Source organism: Cohnella phaseoli (assembly GCF_003386235.1).
In the GTDB taxonomy this organism is placed as follows: domain Bacteria; phylum Bacillota; class Bacilli; order Paenibacillales; family Paenibacillaceae; genus Cohnella; species Cohnella phaseoli.
In genome coordinates this window covers 72,038-87,613 of sequence record NZ_QRDZ01000041.1, presented here as the reverse complement: position 1 = coordinate 87,613, position 15,576 = coordinate 72,038, and the positions used below count along the sequence as shown (strand labels likewise).

Annotated in this window: 8 protein-coding genes; 6 read left to right on the top strand and 2 right to left on the bottom strand. The window is 57.0% G+C overall.

Annotated elements, in window-relative coordinates; genetic code table 11:
- Positions 1 to 324: 324 nt before the first annotated feature.
- The gene (locus tag DFP98_RS34030) at positions 325 to 1,197 is read right to left on the bottom strand and encodes a helix-turn-helix domain-containing protein (RefSeq protein WP_116065089.1); all 873 of its coding nucleotides are present in this window, start codon (positions 1,195 to 1,197) and stop codon (positions 325 to 327) included.
- Positions 1,198 to 1,340: 143 nt separating this feature from the next.
- Here DFP98_RS34030 and DFP98_RS34025 point away from each other — a divergent pair, with 143 nt between their 5' ends.
- The 6 genes from DFP98_RS34025 (at position 1,341) to DFP98_RS34000 (ending at position 14,615) form a co-directional block, all read left to right on the top strand.
- On the top strand, positions 1,341 to 4,358 hold the full coding sequence (locus DFP98_RS34025) for a glycoside hydrolase family 2 TIM barrel-domain containing protein (RefSeq protein WP_116065088.1): 3,018 nt from the start codon (positions 1,341 to 1,343) through the stop codon (positions 4,356 to 4,358).
- A 44-nt stretch (positions 4,359 to 4,402) separates the two neighbouring features.
- On the top strand, positions 4,403 to 6,754 hold the full coding sequence (locus tag DFP98_RS34020) for a glycoside hydrolase family 95 protein (protein WP_116065087.1): 2,352 nt from the start codon (positions 4,403 to 4,405) through the stop codon (positions 6,752 to 6,754).
- Between the two features lie 168 nt (positions 6,755 to 6,922).
- Complete coding sequence (locus DFP98_RS34015; protein ID WP_116065086.1) at positions 6,923 to 8,344, top strand: SulP family inorganic anion transporter; 1,422 nt, start codon at positions 6,923 to 6,925, stop codon at positions 8,342 to 8,344.
- 259 nt (positions 8,345 to 8,603) lie between these two features.
- Complete coding sequence (locus tag DFP98_RS34010; RefSeq protein ID WP_116065085.1) at positions 8,604 to 10,634, top strand: sensor histidine kinase; 2,031 nt, start codon at positions 8,604 to 8,606, stop codon at positions 10,632 to 10,634.
- 167 nt (positions 10,635 to 10,801) lie between these two features.
- Positions 10,802 to 11,500 carry a response regulator transcription factor gene (locus tag DFP98_RS34005; RefSeq protein ID WP_116065084.1) on the top strand — a complete coding sequence of 233 codons (699 nt, stop codon included), beginning with the start codon at positions 10,802 to 10,804 and terminating at the stop codon, positions 11,498 to 11,500.
- A 19-nt stretch (positions 11,501 to 11,519) separates the two neighbouring features.
- Positions 11,520 to 14,615, top strand: a complete 3,096-nt coding sequence (locus DFP98_RS34000) for an RCC1 domain-containing protein (protein WP_116065083.1) — start codon at positions 11,520 to 11,522, stop codon at positions 14,613 to 14,615.
- 46 nt (positions 14,616 to 14,661) lie between these two features.
- Here the strand turns inward: DFP98_RS34000 and DFP98_RS33995 are convergent, their stop codons facing one another.
- On the bottom strand, positions 14,662 to 15,495 hold the full coding sequence (locus tag DFP98_RS33995) for an AraC family transcriptional regulator (protein WP_116065082.1): 834 nt from the start codon (positions 15,493 to 15,495) through the stop codon (positions 14,662 to 14,664).
- Between the last annotated feature and the right edge of the window lie 81 nt (positions 15,496 to 15,576).

Genomic DNA, 15,576 nt, shown 5'->3' with positions numbered 1-15,576 from the left:
CACTTGTATATTAGAAATAGTTCGTCGTGTGGTATCCAAATTCCTTTAAAATTTATGAAAAAGTCTCCCTATTTTCGGGAGACCTAAGTAGTAACGGTTTCTCGTACAAAATACGGCGTTGGAAGGGGCGGAACGGCGGATTTGTACGATAAATCGTACAAGTTCGAGTTGATCTTAAATAGATGAAGAGGGCCGAATTTTGCATGAAATTTCACCTAAAGTTGGCGTGTGCGACGACAAACGGCCTACCCCACTCCATTCTACCCCAACCCGGCTCGCCCTAACTCGGCCTAATCGCAAGAACGATCAGTCCCCATTAATTCACTACGCGTCCGTCTCCGCTTGAGCCGCCGCTTCCCGCCCGTACTGAAGCCTGTACTTGCCGGGAACGACGCCGTATACGCGGCGGAACTCTCGGGTAAAGTAGGTCGGCTCCATGCCGACGCGAAGCGCGATTTGGCTGATCGACATGCTTTCGCCCGTCTCCAGCAGCAGCTGTCCCGCTTTAAGCCGAACGCGGCGCAAATACTGCAGCGGCGTCGTCTGGAACGTCTGCAGGAACAGCCGCGTCAGCTGCTTCTGCGAATAGCCGACCTGCTCGGCCAGATGAGAAATGCTGATGTCCCGATGCATGTAATCCTGCAGAAACTTAGCCGCTTTGAGCGCGGTCGGGGAGCGCGAAGCTTCGGGAAGCGGCCGCAGCAGCTCCGGCGGGCTCCGGTCCTCGCAGCTTTGCTTGCGCAGTTCCGTCAGCAGGGCGAAGAGCTGCTCCGAGGCTGCCCAGGCGTCGTAATCGGGGCCGGAGTGAAGCCAAATGCTCTTCAGCAGCTTTAGCAGACGATCCGCGGAACGGACAGATAGGACGGAGGAGGTGTCGCCGAATCCCCACGAAGCCAAAGCGACTTCCGAGCCATGAAAGGAGACGAAGGCGAGCAGCCAGTCTCCTTCGACGACCGGCATGTATTCGTTCGGAAAGCCGGCGGGGACATACAGCACGGTATTTTCTTCAAGGATGTCCCATTTGTTCTGTCCAAGCAGGTGTGCTCGCCCCCTGCCCGACACCGTGATCAGCAGCTGGTGGGCGGAAAATCCCTCCATACGGCTAAGCACGCCCTGCTGCTCCATCCCGACTGTGTAGACGGTGAACGGAACAGGGTGCTCCTCCGGTGAAAAGTTGGAGCGCAGCCCCAGCTTCATTCCTCCCGCCTCCTCTTAAAAATGTCCATTTTGTACGAGAATGTGTCCCTTCCGAGGGTTGTATGATCCAGTATAGCACAATCTATAATGGAACTATGCACGCTATCGAATCTATCGAAGAAATCGGGAGGACGATTAAACAGATGATCTCTATTGCGAAATATTGGGAGGATCTCTCCATCCTGCAGGTCAATCGCGAGCCGGCCAGAGCGAACGGCATTCCCTATGCCGACCGGAGCTCCGCGGCATCGGGCAAGCGGAGCCGCTCTCCCTACTACGGCACCCTGAACGGAAGCTGGAAATTTCGATACTACGACAGCGTCCAGGACGTTCCGCAAGATTTCTATGAAGAGAACGCCGACCGCTCGGAGTGGGATGAACTGCTTGTTCCGTCCTGCTGGCAGGTGAACGGTTACGACCAGCTTCATTATACAAATGTCAATTATCCGATTCCGTGCGACCCGCCGTACGTCCCGGACCGCAATCCGGCCGGATTGTACGCAAGAGAGTTCGAGCTGGCGGACGATTGGACGGACAAGGAAAAATATATTGTGTTCGAGGGCGTCAACTCCTGCTTCTACGTGTGGGTCAACGGCAGTTTTGTCGGCTACAGCCAGGGCAGCCGCGTTCCTGCCGAGTTCCGGCTGACGGGCCTAAGAAGCGGAACGAACCGGATTGCGGTCATGGTGCTGAAATGGTGCGACGGGACGTATCTTGAGGACCAGGACGCTTGGCGTTACTCCGGCATTTTTCGGGACGTCTATTTGTTGGCGAGGGATCAGGCGCATGTGCGCGATGTGTTTCTAAAGCAGGAGTTGTCGGAAGATTTCGGTGCGGCCGTGCTGAACGTCGAAGTGGAAGCGGTTGGCGACGTTCGGGTGTCCGCTATTTTGACGAATGCGGAAGGCGCACAGATCGCCTCCGGGGAGTCGGACGTGTCCAATGCGGCGACGATTCGCTTGACTCTAGACCGTCCCCAGCTGTGGAACGCAGAAAATCCATATCTTTACCGCCTGTATGTGCAGGCCGGCGACGAAACGTTTTATTTTCCGGTAGGGTTCCGCAAGGTGGACGTCGAGGGCGGGGTATTCCGCATTAATGGGAAAGCGGTCAAGCTGAAAGGGGTCAATCGGCACGACTCGCACCCTTCGCTGGGCCAGACGATTCCGCTGAACCATATGATCCGCGATCTGAAGCTGATGAAGCGGCATAACGTCAACACGATTCGCACGTCTCACTATCCGAACGATCCGCGTTTTCTCGACCTGTGCGACGAATTCGGTTTCTACGTCATCGACGAGGCGGATTTGGAGTGCCATGGCATCGGCAGCGCCGATAACACCATTGAGGGCGAAATTCATCGGCTGACGAACGATCCCGACTGGCGCGACGCCTTCCTGGATCGCGCGGTGCGGATGGTCGAACGGGACAAAAATCATCCGTCCGTCATCATTTGGTCGATGGGCAACGAATCGGGCTACGGCGACAATCATATCGCTATGCAGCAATGGACGAAGGCCCGCGACGATTCCCGTCTCGTTCACAACGAGGGAGGCGCTCCGATCAACAAGGGCAGCACGGATACGGAAAGTTTGGACATAGAGAGCCGGATGTACGCTTCTCCGGCCGACATCGAAGCCTACGCGCAAAATCCGGACAACCGCAAGCCGTTGTTCCTGTGCGAATACAGCCATGCAATGGGCAACGGCCCCGGCGATCTGCATGATTATTGGGAAATCATCTATCGCTATCCAAAGCTGATGGGCGGCTGCGTCTGGGAATGGACCGATCACGGTATCGCGACAGAGACGCCCGAAGGCGTCGCTTACTTCGCTTACGGAGGCGATTTCGGCGACATGCCGAACGACGGCAACTTCTGTATCGACGGGCTCGTTACGCCGGATCGGAAACCGCATACCGGCTTGCTGGAGCTTAAACAGGTGATCGCCCCGGTCGCGATCGCCAAGTCCGATGCAGAAGAAGGGCAGTACGAAATCCGCAATCTGTACGATTTTACCGATCTGTCGCGGACATACGTTCAGTGGAAGCTGGAGGAGGATGGGAAGATCGTTCGTCAAGGCACGATCTGGCAGCTCGATGCCGCTCCGCAGCAGGCCCAGCTCCTTAAGCCGGATCTCGGCCAGGCTTCCTCGTCCGCTCGTCAACTGACGTTCTCGGTGCGAGCGAAGGAGGAGACGCCGTGGGCGGAAGCGGGCTACGAGTTGGCCTTCGCTCAGTTCGAGCTAGGGAGCGCATCTGCAAGAGCGGCTTCCATGGATGCGGCCGCATCGTCGATTCAGGCGCGTGAATCCGGCTCGGAGCTTATGCTTACGGGCAGAAATTTCCGCTATGCGTTCGATCTGACCGCAGGCGCGTTCAACAGCTTGAAGAAGCATGGAGTGGAAATGCTGGCAGCTCCGACGAGCTTCGCGATCTGGAGAGCGCCGACCGATAACGATATGCACATCAAGCGGCAATGGTTCGACGAAGGCTATGACCGCGCGGAGATGAAGGTGTATGCGTGCGAATGGCGGCAGCGCGACGAAGGAAAGGTCGAGATCGAGGTGCGTTTCTCGCTTGGCGGCTACATTCGTCGTCCTCTGCTGAACGGAGAGGCGAGATGGACGATCGACGGGGCCGGGCAGATCGCGTTGGCCGTGCAGGCGAACGTTCGCGAAGGGCTTCCGTATTTGCCGCGTTTCGGACTGCAGTTGACGATGCCGCAGGGCAACGAGGAAGTCGAATACTTCGGCTACGGGCCTCACGAGAGCTACGTCGACAAGCGTCGCAGCGTGAAGAAGGGCCGGTATTTGCAGACGGTGGACGAGATGTTCGAACCATATATCTATCCGCAGGAGAACGGGGCGAGATACGATACGGAATGGGCGATCGTGTCCAACGAACTGGGAATGGGGCTTCGTTTCGAGAGCGGCAGTCCGTTCTCGTTCGGAGCGTCCCACTATTCGGCAGAGGAGCTGACCCTCGCTACCCATGCCCATCTGCTGCGCAAGAGCGATCAGACGATCGTTCATCTCGACTACCGGATGAGCGGCGTCGGTTCGAATTCATGCGGTCCGCAGCTGGCGGAAAAATACCGCTTCGACGAACGGGAGTTTGCGTTCGATCTGTTGATTAAGCCGGTATTTAAGGAAGACGAGTAACGAAACGGCACAATTCGTAAAAACGAGTGCAGGGGGAGAAGCAGGTGAAGCTGCAGTACGACAAACCGGCTTTCAGGTGGACGGAGGCGTTGCCGCTGGGCAACGGCCGAATCGGAGCGATGCATTTCGGAGGCGTCGAACGCGATCGAATCGGACTGAACGAGGATACGCTATGGTCGGGCACTCCGGCTAAGGACGGCAACAACGCGCAAGGGGTCGAGGTTCTGCCGGAGGTTCGCAAGCTGGTGCGGGAAGGCCGCTACGAGGAGGCCGATCTGAAGAGCAAGGAAATGATGGGCGATTATTCGCAATCGTATTTGCCGTTCGGAAACCTGCTGCTTACATTCGGCCACGGGGACGCGCATCGCTCGTATCGACGTTCCCTTGATCTGGACGACGCGCTGTCGCGGGTCAATTACGAGATTGGGGGAGTGTGCTACAGCCGGGAGCTGTTTGTCTCGCATCCCGACCGGGTGCTCGTTGTGCGGCTGGAGGCCGACGAGCCGGGAGCGCTTGAGGTTCATGCGCGCCTGGACAGTCCGCTGCGTCATGCGACCTCGATCGAGGACGGGCGGCTCGTTATACGCGGCATCGCTCCGGAGCATGTCTCCCCCAACTATCGCGATACTCCGAATCCGATTGTCTACGGCGACGCCGAGACCTCCCAGGCGATTCGCTTCGCGGGCGTTCTGCACGTCTCGGCGGAAGGCGGGAGCGTGCGCGCGGACGGAGACGGCCTGCATGTCGTCGGCGCGCGCAGCGCCACGTTTATCTTTGCCGCCGCCACAACCTTTAGCGGAATTCCGGACGCGGCGACGGAGGCGGGGAAGCACCTGGACGTAGCGACGGGCAAAACGTATGCTGCGCTTAGGGACGATCATATCGCCGACTACCGCGCTCTGTACGGAAGAGTCAAGCTGAAGCTCGGCGAACGCGTCTCGCCCGAAGGGATGTCGACCAACCGGCGGATTTCCGACTTCGGTTCCTCCGATCCGAATCTCGTCGAGCTGCTGTTCCAATATGGCCGGTACTTAATGATCGCCGGCTCCCGCCCGGGCACTCAAGCGTTGAATTTGCAGGGCATATGGAACGATCTGACCCGTCCGCCGTGGAGCAGCAACTACACGGTCAATATCAATACGCAGATGAACTATTGGCCTGCGGAGACGGCTAATCTGTCGGAGTGCCACGAGCCGCTTATTTCGTTGATCGGCAGAGTGGCGCAGACCGGACGTACAACCGCGAAGGTTCATTATGGCTGCGGAGGCTGGGTCGCACATCACAACGTCGACCTGTGGGGACACTCGGCACCCGCGGGGGGACGGGGGGCGGGCGACGCCTCTTGGGCGATCTGGCCGATGGGCGGCGTCTGGCTGGCGCAGCATCTGTGGGAGCATTACGCCTTCGGCGGAGATGCAAATTATTTGCGGGATACGGCGTATCCGACGATGAAGGAAGCGGCGCAGTTCTGCCTCGATTTCCTTGAAGAGGACGAGAACGGCCGTCTGTTCACCAGCCCGTCGACTTCGCCGGAGCATAAATTTCGCTATGACGGCAAGCTGGCCGCCATAAGCCAAGCGTCGACGATGGACATGTCGCTCATCTGGGACCTGTTCACGAATTGCATAGAAGCGGCCGATGCGCTGGGAGCGGACGAACGATTTGCGGAGGAGCTTCGCGGTGCCAGAGCGAAGCTGTATCCGCTTCAGGTCGGACGGGACGGGCGGCTGCAGGAATGGTTCGAGGATTTCGCAGACGAGGACCCGCAGCATCGCCACGTTTCGCATCTGTTCGGAGTGTATCCGGGCAGGCAGCTGACGGAGCGGGATACGCCGGAGCTGTTCGCCGCCGCGCGCCGTTCGCTGGAGCTGCGCGGCAACGAGGGCACAGGCTGGAGTCTCGGCTGGAAGGTTGGGCTGTGGGCGCGCTTCCGCGACGGCAGCCAAAGCTACGATCTGCTGACGAACTTGATGCGGCTTTCGGAAGAGGGCGAGAATTACTCCCGCGGCGGGCTGTATCCGAACCTGTTCGACGCGCACCCGCCGTTCCAGATCGACGGCAATTTTGCCGCGACGTCCGGCATCGTCGAGATGCTGCTGCAATCGCACCGGAATGTGCTGGAGCTGCTTCCGGCGCTTCCCGACATTTGGCCCAGCGGCAGCGTGGAAGGACTGCGGGCTCGCGGCGGATTCGAAGTGGACATTCGCTGGCGGAAAGGCTGCCTGGAGGAAGCGGAAGTCCGGTCCTTGCAGGGACGGGATTGCGAAATCGCGGACGCGGAAGGGTTGATCGTCACGTTGGACGGGGAGGAAGTCGCCAACCAACGCTCCGAACGAGGAGGAATCCGGTTTGCTACCGAGCCGGGGCGGACGTACCTCATTCGTTCCACTTTGTAGAATATAGCAGTTCAAACAAGGAGCCGGCATTGCCGCGTTCCTTGTTTTTCTTGGGGCTGCCTCTGGAAGCCTGTTTTCGGGAAGTTTCCGATAGACGTATCGAGAGCTTAGGTGTATTATCTACAAGGTGTGTTGTAGCGCAGCAAGAGAAGGAGAACGAGAGCGAGCATGTTACACCGATTCCAAACATCCTGGTTTTCCAACATAAGAGCGGACGTATTGGCCGGAATTACGACCGTGCTGGCGCTGATTCCCGATTCGCTGGCGTTCGCGTTCATCGCCGGCGTTAACCCGATGATCAGCATCTACTCTACCATCTGCATTCTCGTGCTGATCTCGTTTTTCGGCGGCCGCCCGGGAATGGTTTCGTCCACGGCAGGCTCCATGTCCGTGCTGATGACGGCGCTGGTGGCCCGCCACGGCGTGGAATATTTGTTCGCGGCGACGATTCTGACAGGCATAATTCAATTCGCGATGGGCGCGTTGAAGATGGGGAGATGGATGAGCTTTGTTCCTCATTCCGTCGTAACCGGGTTCATTAATTCGCTGGCCATTTTACTGTTTATATCTCAATTACGCTATTTTGACGGACAGTCCTGGCCGATGTACGCGATGGTCGGGGCGACGCTGGCGATCATCTATCTGTTCCCGAAGCTGACCAAAGCCATCCCGTCGCCGCTCGTCGCCGTAAGCGCAATGACGCTTGTCGTCTTCGTCGGCCAGATGGGGCTGGGCACGGTCGGGGACATTGCGACGATCGAGCCGATGCTCCCGTTTCTGCATATTCCCTCTATTCCGTTTACCTGGGAGACGCTGTGGATATTGCTGCCTACCGCGTTTTCGCTCGCCGTCGTCGGTTACTCCGAGACGCTGCTGACCCAGACGATTATCGACGAGATGACCGAGGAGAAAACGAGCAAGGATAAAGAGATGAGAGGGCAGGGGATCGCTAATACGGTGACGGGCTTTTTCGGGGGAATGGCCGGCTGCGCGCTTGTCGCGGAGTCCGCGATCAACGTCAAGGTCGGCGGCCGCGGCCGCCTGTCCACGCTTGTCGCGGCGCTGTCGTTGCTCGTGCTCGTATTCGTGTTGAAGGATGTGCTGAACGCGATTCCGATCGCCGCCTTGGTCGGAGTTATGCTGATGGTATGCATTGAAGTGTTCGATTGGAGCTATTTGCGCGACATTAGACGCAAGCCGTTCGCGCATACGTTTATTATGGTCGTCACCGTGGGGATCGTCGTGGTCACTCATGATCTGGCGATCGGGGTTATCGTCGGCGTCTTGCTTAGCGTACTGCTCTATGCTTATCGTTCGGCCACGAAGCTGGATATTCGCGACGAATGGGACGGACAGGAGCGGGTATACCGCATTAGGGGCCAGCTGTTTTTCGTCTCCAGCGATAAGCTGATGGATCGCATCGACTTTAACGACGAGGCGCAGAGCGTATGTCTCGACCTGACCGACAGTCATGTATGGGATCACTCCGCGGCAAAAACGCTAGATAAAATCGTAGTGAGACTCGAGAGCAAGGGGAAAAAGGTGCGAGTGCTTCGGCCCGAGGCCGACTCCGCGGCGAAAACGGCCTAGACGGAGCGAAATCGCTATCGGCCGGTTTCCTTTCCTTGTTTGCGCGGATCTGGGAATGGTTTGCCAAGCGCTCCGCTACCTGATCTGAATCGTCTCCGATAAAAACGCGTTCTCCGTCTTAAAGACGCTGAAGGCGTTTTTGCTTGTATGTCCAAAACGGAAGTCCGGCAGGAAAATGAAATGCTATTGTGAATGAAGCGGGACAGAGTAAACTTAGGGAATGAGCGCGTAGTTGGCGGCGGAGGAGAGCGGGATAGCGATGAGTAGACCCGGAGCTTTACGACTGGTGTGGATTGCAGTGGCAATATTAACCGTTAGCTCGGTTCTGTTCGCGGCCCCGACGCACGCAGGCGCATCCGAGAGCAGACCCGGCGCGGCGAGAATCGTATGGGACTCCTATTATTACGGAGACGTTCCGGAAGGGCAGAACCCCGAAGAATGGCGTCCGTTTGCGGCAATTGACTCCGATCGTGAGGGCGCGCAATCAGGCAAGGAACTGTGGTTGAAAGCGAGATTGCCTTATCTCAGCGACTCTGCTAACCAGCTGCTAATCTATTCTTATGTGATCAAACCTTATCAGATCGCCCTGTTTGCGGATGGCAGGCCGCTCTTCTCATCGCAGAAATCCCTACCTCCAGGATTTATTTCCTGGAAAATGGTCGCCTACGATGCCGACGCAAGCGACAAGATTCTGCTGGCGCGCATTTCTCCGCATCGCAATCTGGATAAAGGCTTTGAGGTGTGGTCGGGAAGCTCGTCCGAACTGGCCCTTAAGCTGCTGCGGACGGAGGCGTCGATGTGGGCCGGGGCAATCGTGCTGGCACTGTTGTGCGCGATCTCGTTTATTTTCTATTTATTGAACCGCAGCCAGGCGTTATTCGTTTATTTTGCCGTATTTTTCGCCAGTATTGCGATCGACTTAGCCGTTCTGTGGGGGAGCTGGCAATATGCTTTTCATCCGGCGTCGCTCATGACTTGGGGATCCTTAATCCATTTGAATTGGTATATCGGTCATGCCAGCGGAATTCTGGTCACTCATTCGATAGTCGCAGCCAAAGGAAGCAAGTGGATACGGAATATCGGATATGCAGTCATGCTCTACGGAATTGCGGCAATAGCGGGCTGGTTGACGTTCGGGGAGCGGGCGCAGCTGCTGTTCTATCAGCTTTTCTATGATTATATATCGCCAGGGCTGCTGCTGATTCTAATTGTCGTGCTGATCCGTGCGCTTAGGCGGAGAAAGGATGCGGAAATCAGAGTCTTCGCGGTCGGCAATGTGCTGTTCGTGGGAGGGCTTGCGTTCGGTCGAGCGCTGAGCGGGCAGCTCGGGCTATTCCCGTCGAAGCAAACGCTGCTGACCTCGCAACAAGCGTTTGCCCAAATCGGCTGGACCTTTATCGGCTTCGGCGGAGCGTTGTGCTGTCTCGGGACCATTATTATCATGCGCCTGCTGCACATGACTCGGCTCCGTTCCACGAATGCGGCGCTCCAGAAGGTGAACGGGGAGCTGCAAAATGCCAACGAGAAGCTCGCCCGCATCGACGATATTCGCAGCAACATGTACTCCGAGGTGAGCCATGAATTAAATACGCCAATAACGGCGATTAAAGGATACGTTCAGCTTATGCTTAACGGCACGATCCCGCCCGGAGAGCCTCGTTACCTGCAGGTGATTCACGATAAAACGGTAGTGATGGAGAGAATGGTCGACGATATGCTGGAAATCGCCAGGCTGGAAAATAAGCATATTAAATTCGACTTCGAGCTTCTTCCTTTTTCCGACTTTTTTGCGCGTCTGTGCTCGAAGGTGCAGCTGGACATGTTGGAGCAGGGTTTTGCTTTCCAATGGACGCCTCTTTCGGAGGAGTCGGAGCGCTCGGGACGAATTGCGGCGATCTACGCCGATCGCATGCGCGTGGAGCAAGTCGTAATCAATGTGCTGTCGAACGCACGCAAGTTTACTCCGCCCGGCGGCGTTATCCGGATGGTGGCGACGATTGACGATGCGGAACCGATGCAGGAGAAATTAGTCATTCGGATCAGCGACAGCGGTTGCGGGATTGGCCGGGAGGAGCAGGAGCATATTTTCGAACGGTATTATCGGGGACAGTCGGCCAAGACAAGCGAGGCTGCAGGAACCGGGCTTGGCCTGACGATCTGTCGGGAGATCATGAGCGCGCATCGCGGGGAGATTGGGCTGGAAAGCTCGTCCGACTGCGGGAGCACGTTTTATATTTGTTTTCCGCTGCGGCTGACGGATTGGCCAGAGCAGGAGGAGGAGGCTGTGTAAGGGGCAGTCTCTTTTTTGTACAACCGGAAAAATATTCATCGAATCTCTTAATCTACTCTTAAACTGGCGACGCTACGCTATACCTGTCGTCCGTGTCAAACCCGAACGTATTTTAAGAGATTGTGTCGAGCGGAAGCGGAATAAATAGGGAGAGGACGGTACTGGGCATGTCGGACACGCACATTATGATCGTTGAAGATGAACGCGATATTCGCGAGCTGCTCCGGCTATGCGTGGAGAGCTGCGGCTATCGCGTGACGACCGCCGGAAGCGTCAGGGAAGCGCGCGAACTGCTTGATCGGGAAATGCCGAACTTGGCTTTGCTGGACATTAATCTCCCCGACGGAGACGGAATGGGACTGTGCGGCGATATTCGGCTCCGCTCGGATATTCCCGTTATTCTGGTGACCTGCCGCAAGGAAGGCGGCGACATTGTGGCCGGACTCGAAGGAGGAGCGAACGATTATATCGTGAAGCCTTTCGACGTCGAGGTTGTGAAGGCTCGCATTCGGACGCAATTGCGCAGCTATACCTATTGGAAGCAGTCGGATGACAAGAACGGATTGCGCAACCGGGATCTGGCAATCGATTTGCAGGGCTGCGACGTTACGGTTAGGGGCAAGGCGATCAGCTTATCTGCCAAAGAACGTCAACTGCTGCTTTTTCTGGCGAGTCACCCCAACCAGGTATTTAGCGCAAGCTTGCTGTACGATCGCATCTGGGGACTGGACGGGACGGGCGAGGAGAATACAGTGAGCGTTCATATTCGTTATTTGCGCAAGAAATTGGAAAGCAGCCCTTCCGAGCCCAAGTATATTCAGACGGTTCGCGGCTTCGGCTATAAGTTCTGCTGGACGGAAGATTAACATCACTGGAGGATGTGAAATGAAGAAGCTCGCCTATATTTTGCTGTTCGCGCTGTTTGCCGGGCAGCTCACGGGCTATAACCGGATCGCCAGCGCGGATAGCGCGTTGCCTCCCCTTACGGTGCGCGCTCTTGCTGCGGGCAACTATGTCATGCTGGCTCTTATGAGCAACGGAACGGTCATGTCCTGGGGAAGGAACGTCGAAGGGCAGTTAGGGGTCGGTATGACGGGCAACCGCGGATACGCTTCGATAGTCAAAGACGGAACCGGTCAGCCTTTATCGGACGTTATTGCCATATCCGCAGGTGCAGGCCATTGTATCGCGCTGACAAGCGACGGGGCGGTTTATTCCTGGGGCGGCACTTCCTCGGGGCAGCTTGGACGCAGCGGCGCGACGAATGTGGCGATGAAGATCACCGGCTTCAACAATAAGAAAATAACGCAAATCTCGGCGGGCGAGTCGCACTCCCTGGCGCTCGACGAAGACGGTTATGTATGGGCCTGGGGAGGCAATAGCTTCGGTCAGATCGGCATCGGAACCAAGACGGCGAAGGTGACGACGCCGACTCAAGTCCTGTCGTCCGCATCCGTAGCTCTTGGCGGCATTCGAGCCGTTGCGGGCGGGCAACTTCATTCGCTGGCGTTAACCGAATCCGGCGAAGTGCTGGCCTGGGGAATGAACATGAACGGACAATTGGGGGACGGGACGCAAACGAATAGAGTGTATCCGGTGACGGTCATTGACGGAACCGGCGCCCCGCTGTCGGGAGTGAAGCTGCTGTCGGCGAAAGGGTATAACTCTCGCGCGCTCAAGACGGACAACACGCTCTGGGCATGGGGAGACAACTACAGCGGGCAGCTCGGAACGGGCAATTACAATATGTCTACCAGAGCCGTTCCCGTTCTCGGGCCGGACGGTCAACCGTTCGGCGATGTGAAGGATATGGCTGCGGGATTTCTGCATACTGTTGCAGTGAAGAATGACGGAACATTGTGGACGTGGGGCTCCAACAATAATTCGGACCCGGCAACCTATCAGTTGGGAAGAAGCTGGAGCGAAAATTCAGACCCGTGGCCCGGCCAAGTGACCGCAAGCGAAAGCGGCGCTCCGGTGGTCGATGTGGCGGCGGTCGTAGCCGGCAACGCGCATACGAGCATACTCAAGACCGACGGCTCCATCTGGAGCGTAGGCGGCAATTCGTTTAATGTACTTGGCGGCAACCGACCCGAGACTACCTATATCCAGCAACTGGCTCAAATCACTTTGAGCACAGGCTCGAAAACGAAGTGGTCTGCGGATTCAGCCGCTTCCGCAAGGGCGGGAGAAACGGTTCCGATTACGCTGCAGTTATTGGATAACGAGGGCAATGCTCTGCCCGTCGGCACCGACAAAGTGCAGATGACAGCAAGTACGGGCTTCATTGGCCCGGCAACCTATACGGACTCGGGGAAGTATACCGCGCTATTCCGCTCCGAAGCCGTAGGAACAAGTGAGATTACAGCTACGGTTAACGGGATAACATTCGCTGCGAAGTTTAACTTGCAGATAACGTCCGGAGAACCAAGCGCGGACAAGTCGACTCTGACGGCAACGCCGAGTCAGGAAATTACCGCCGATGGGACAAGCAGCTTCAAGCTGACATTGAAGCTCAAGGATGCATGGGGCAACGCGATGACCTCAAGCGTGCCGAATGTGTCGCTAAACGCAACCCGGGGAACGCTCGGGGCAGTGACCGAGCTTGGCTTCGGCGAATACGAGGCGCAATTGACTTCTACGGAAACAGGAGTGTCCACGGTTGGCGTCGAACTTGATGGGGATTCTTTCGGCTTAACGACGAGTGTAATTTTTCGGTCGGGTGACCCCAGTGCGGGCAATTCCGTGCTGACAGCAGACTCCGGACCGCTTCCGGCCAATGGGTCGGATAAGGCGACAATCGAATTAACGCTCCACGATTCGTTCGGCAACGCTTTGACGCAAAGCGGCGGCGAAGTGGCATTCGTAACGGATTTAGGGGAAATCGGCAGCGTAACCGAAGCGACCTATGGCCGATATTCCGGGCAAATCTCGTCGCATACTGCCGGTAAAGCGACAATCCGGGCCGTGAGAGAGGGGGAACAGCTGGGCAATGCGGTGGAGGTCGAATTTGTTCCCGTCGTAACGCGGATCGCGTTTGGAGCGGAGGCGTACGAAACGTTGACAGGGAATACCGTTGCGACTGCGGTAACCGCTTATTACTGGAACGGGGATACGGAGAATGTGACCGCACAGAGCCAGTATAGCGTGTCTAACCCGGCTATCGCCTCCGTTGGCCCTGGCGGTGTCGTTACGGGCTTGAGTCCGGGCAATCTAACGTTAACCGCGCAATTTGGCGGCAGGGAAACGACCGTTCCCGTAACTGTCGTGCGGAGAAGCGTTCCCAACCCCGGGAACGGAGGCGGGAATACTCCCGGAACGGATCCGAAGCCGCACGATTCCGGCGGGGGCGCTTCTAATCCGCCTCAATCCGGTACAGGAACGAAAGAGCCCGATACAGGAACGAAAGAACCGGACACAGGGACGAAGCAGCCTGTATCTTTTACCGACTTATCCGGGCACTGGGCGCGTTCGGACATTGCTCTAGCCGTGGAGAAAGGGATTGTGGCCGGCTACCCGGACGGAACCTTCCGTCCTCAGGCGCTCGTAACCAGAGCCGAGCTTGCAGTCATGCTTGCAAGGGAACTCGGATTGAATAAGGAGGGGCAGGTCCGACAGGCCTATGAAGATTGGCCGGCCTGGGCTGGCGATGCGATTGGAAGGTTGATGGAGATCGGGGTTTTGCAAGGATATCCGGACGGCACCTTCGATCCGAACCGCAAAATGACCCGAGCGGAAATGACCGTTGTCCTCTACCGCGCCATGAAGTTTGCGAATCCAGCGTTTAAGGGGGATAGCCGCGCCTCGCTTCAAGCTTTCGACGATGCCGATATCGTTCCGCCATGGGGCATAGAAGCGTACGAAGCGATGATTAACGCGCAGATCGTCGTAGGCGACAATCGCAACAGGCTGCGTCCGAACGACTTCGTCAGTCGAGCCGAAGCCGTTACGCTGCTCGTGCGATTGCTGCAAAAAGGATAGAGGAGCCGGCGATCCCCAAGACCGGCAGTTCGGCGAACGAGCAAACTCAGGAATTTCTTAGCCGGTACTCCGTCGGACTGCAGCTGTTTTCCCGGCGGAACGCTTTGGCGAAGTGGTTCGTATCGGCGTAGCCGACGCGCTCCGCCACTTCTTTGACGGACAGCGAGGTTGAGCTTAGCAGCTCCCTCGCTTTTTGCATTCTTCTGCGGTTTAAGTATTTTAGCGGGGATACCCCGAATTGTTTGTTGAAGTAGCGCACGAGATAGTTCGGATGCAGATGGACGTGTCTAGCCAACTGTTCCAGCGTTACGGGCTCCGCCAGCTGTTCCTCGATATATCGTTCGATCAGGTCGAGCCGCTGCACGTCGGACGATCGGCCCGGAAGCACGCGGATTTCCGTTCCCGCCTCCGCCAGCAGCAGGGCGACGAGCTCAAGCATGACGGCTTTCTCCCGAATTCGCGAGAGGAAGGCGCCGTCCGCATGCAGCGCGGCCAACTCCTCGAGCAGCGTTTGCCACCGGTCATGCTGCCGAACGTCGATACAATGGGGAACGTCGAACCATTGGAACAGGTCCAACTCGCCGATCGTGGCCGTAAAATGACACCAATATTTTTCGTAGGTATTGTCGCTTATGACGGAATAGGACTGCTTCACATTCGCGGGCATAAAGACGATCTGACCCGGCTTGGGGTAATATTCGGCGTCTCCGATTTTGACCCAGCCTTCTCCGTCGCAAATATAATACAGCTTATTGTAATCGGGAACGTAGTCCAGCTCCCGCCAGTGGGACGTACAGCGCGTATAATAAGCGTCTATCGGCTGAACCTTCAGGTTGCGAAGCAGCTCGGACAAATAGACGGAACGTTCGTTAAGCGGCACTTGTCGGTCACCTCGAAGTAGTTAATCGTATCCCCATAAAGGCTAATTGCCAACCTTGTTGATTATAGCATTTGGTTGCTA

Bases quoted from the DNA above. Each gene is read 5' to 3' on its own strand.
- DFP98_RS34030 (WP_116065089.1), bottom strand. From the start codon at position 1,197: ATGAAGCTGGGGCTGCGCTCCAACTTTTCACCGGAGGAGCACCCTGTT.
- DFP98_RS34025 (WP_116065088.1), top strand. From the start codon at position 1,341: ATGATCTCTATTGCGAAATATTGGGAGGATCTCTCCATCCTGCAGGTC.
- DFP98_RS34015 (WP_116065086.1), top strand. From the start codon at position 6,923: ATGTTACACCGATTCCAAACATCCTGGTTTTCCAACATAAGAGCGGAC.
- DFP98_RS34010 (WP_116065085.1), top strand. From the start codon at position 8,604: ATGAGTAGACCCGGAGCTTTACGACTGGTGTGGATTGCAGTGGCAATA.
- DFP98_RS34005 (WP_116065084.1), top strand. From the start codon at position 10,802: ATGTCGGACACGCACATTATGATCGTTGAAGATGAACGCGATATTCGC.
- DFP98_RS34000 (WP_116065083.1), top strand. From the start codon at position 11,520: ATGAAGAAGCTCGCCTATATTTTGCTGTTCGCGCTGTTTGCCGGGCAG.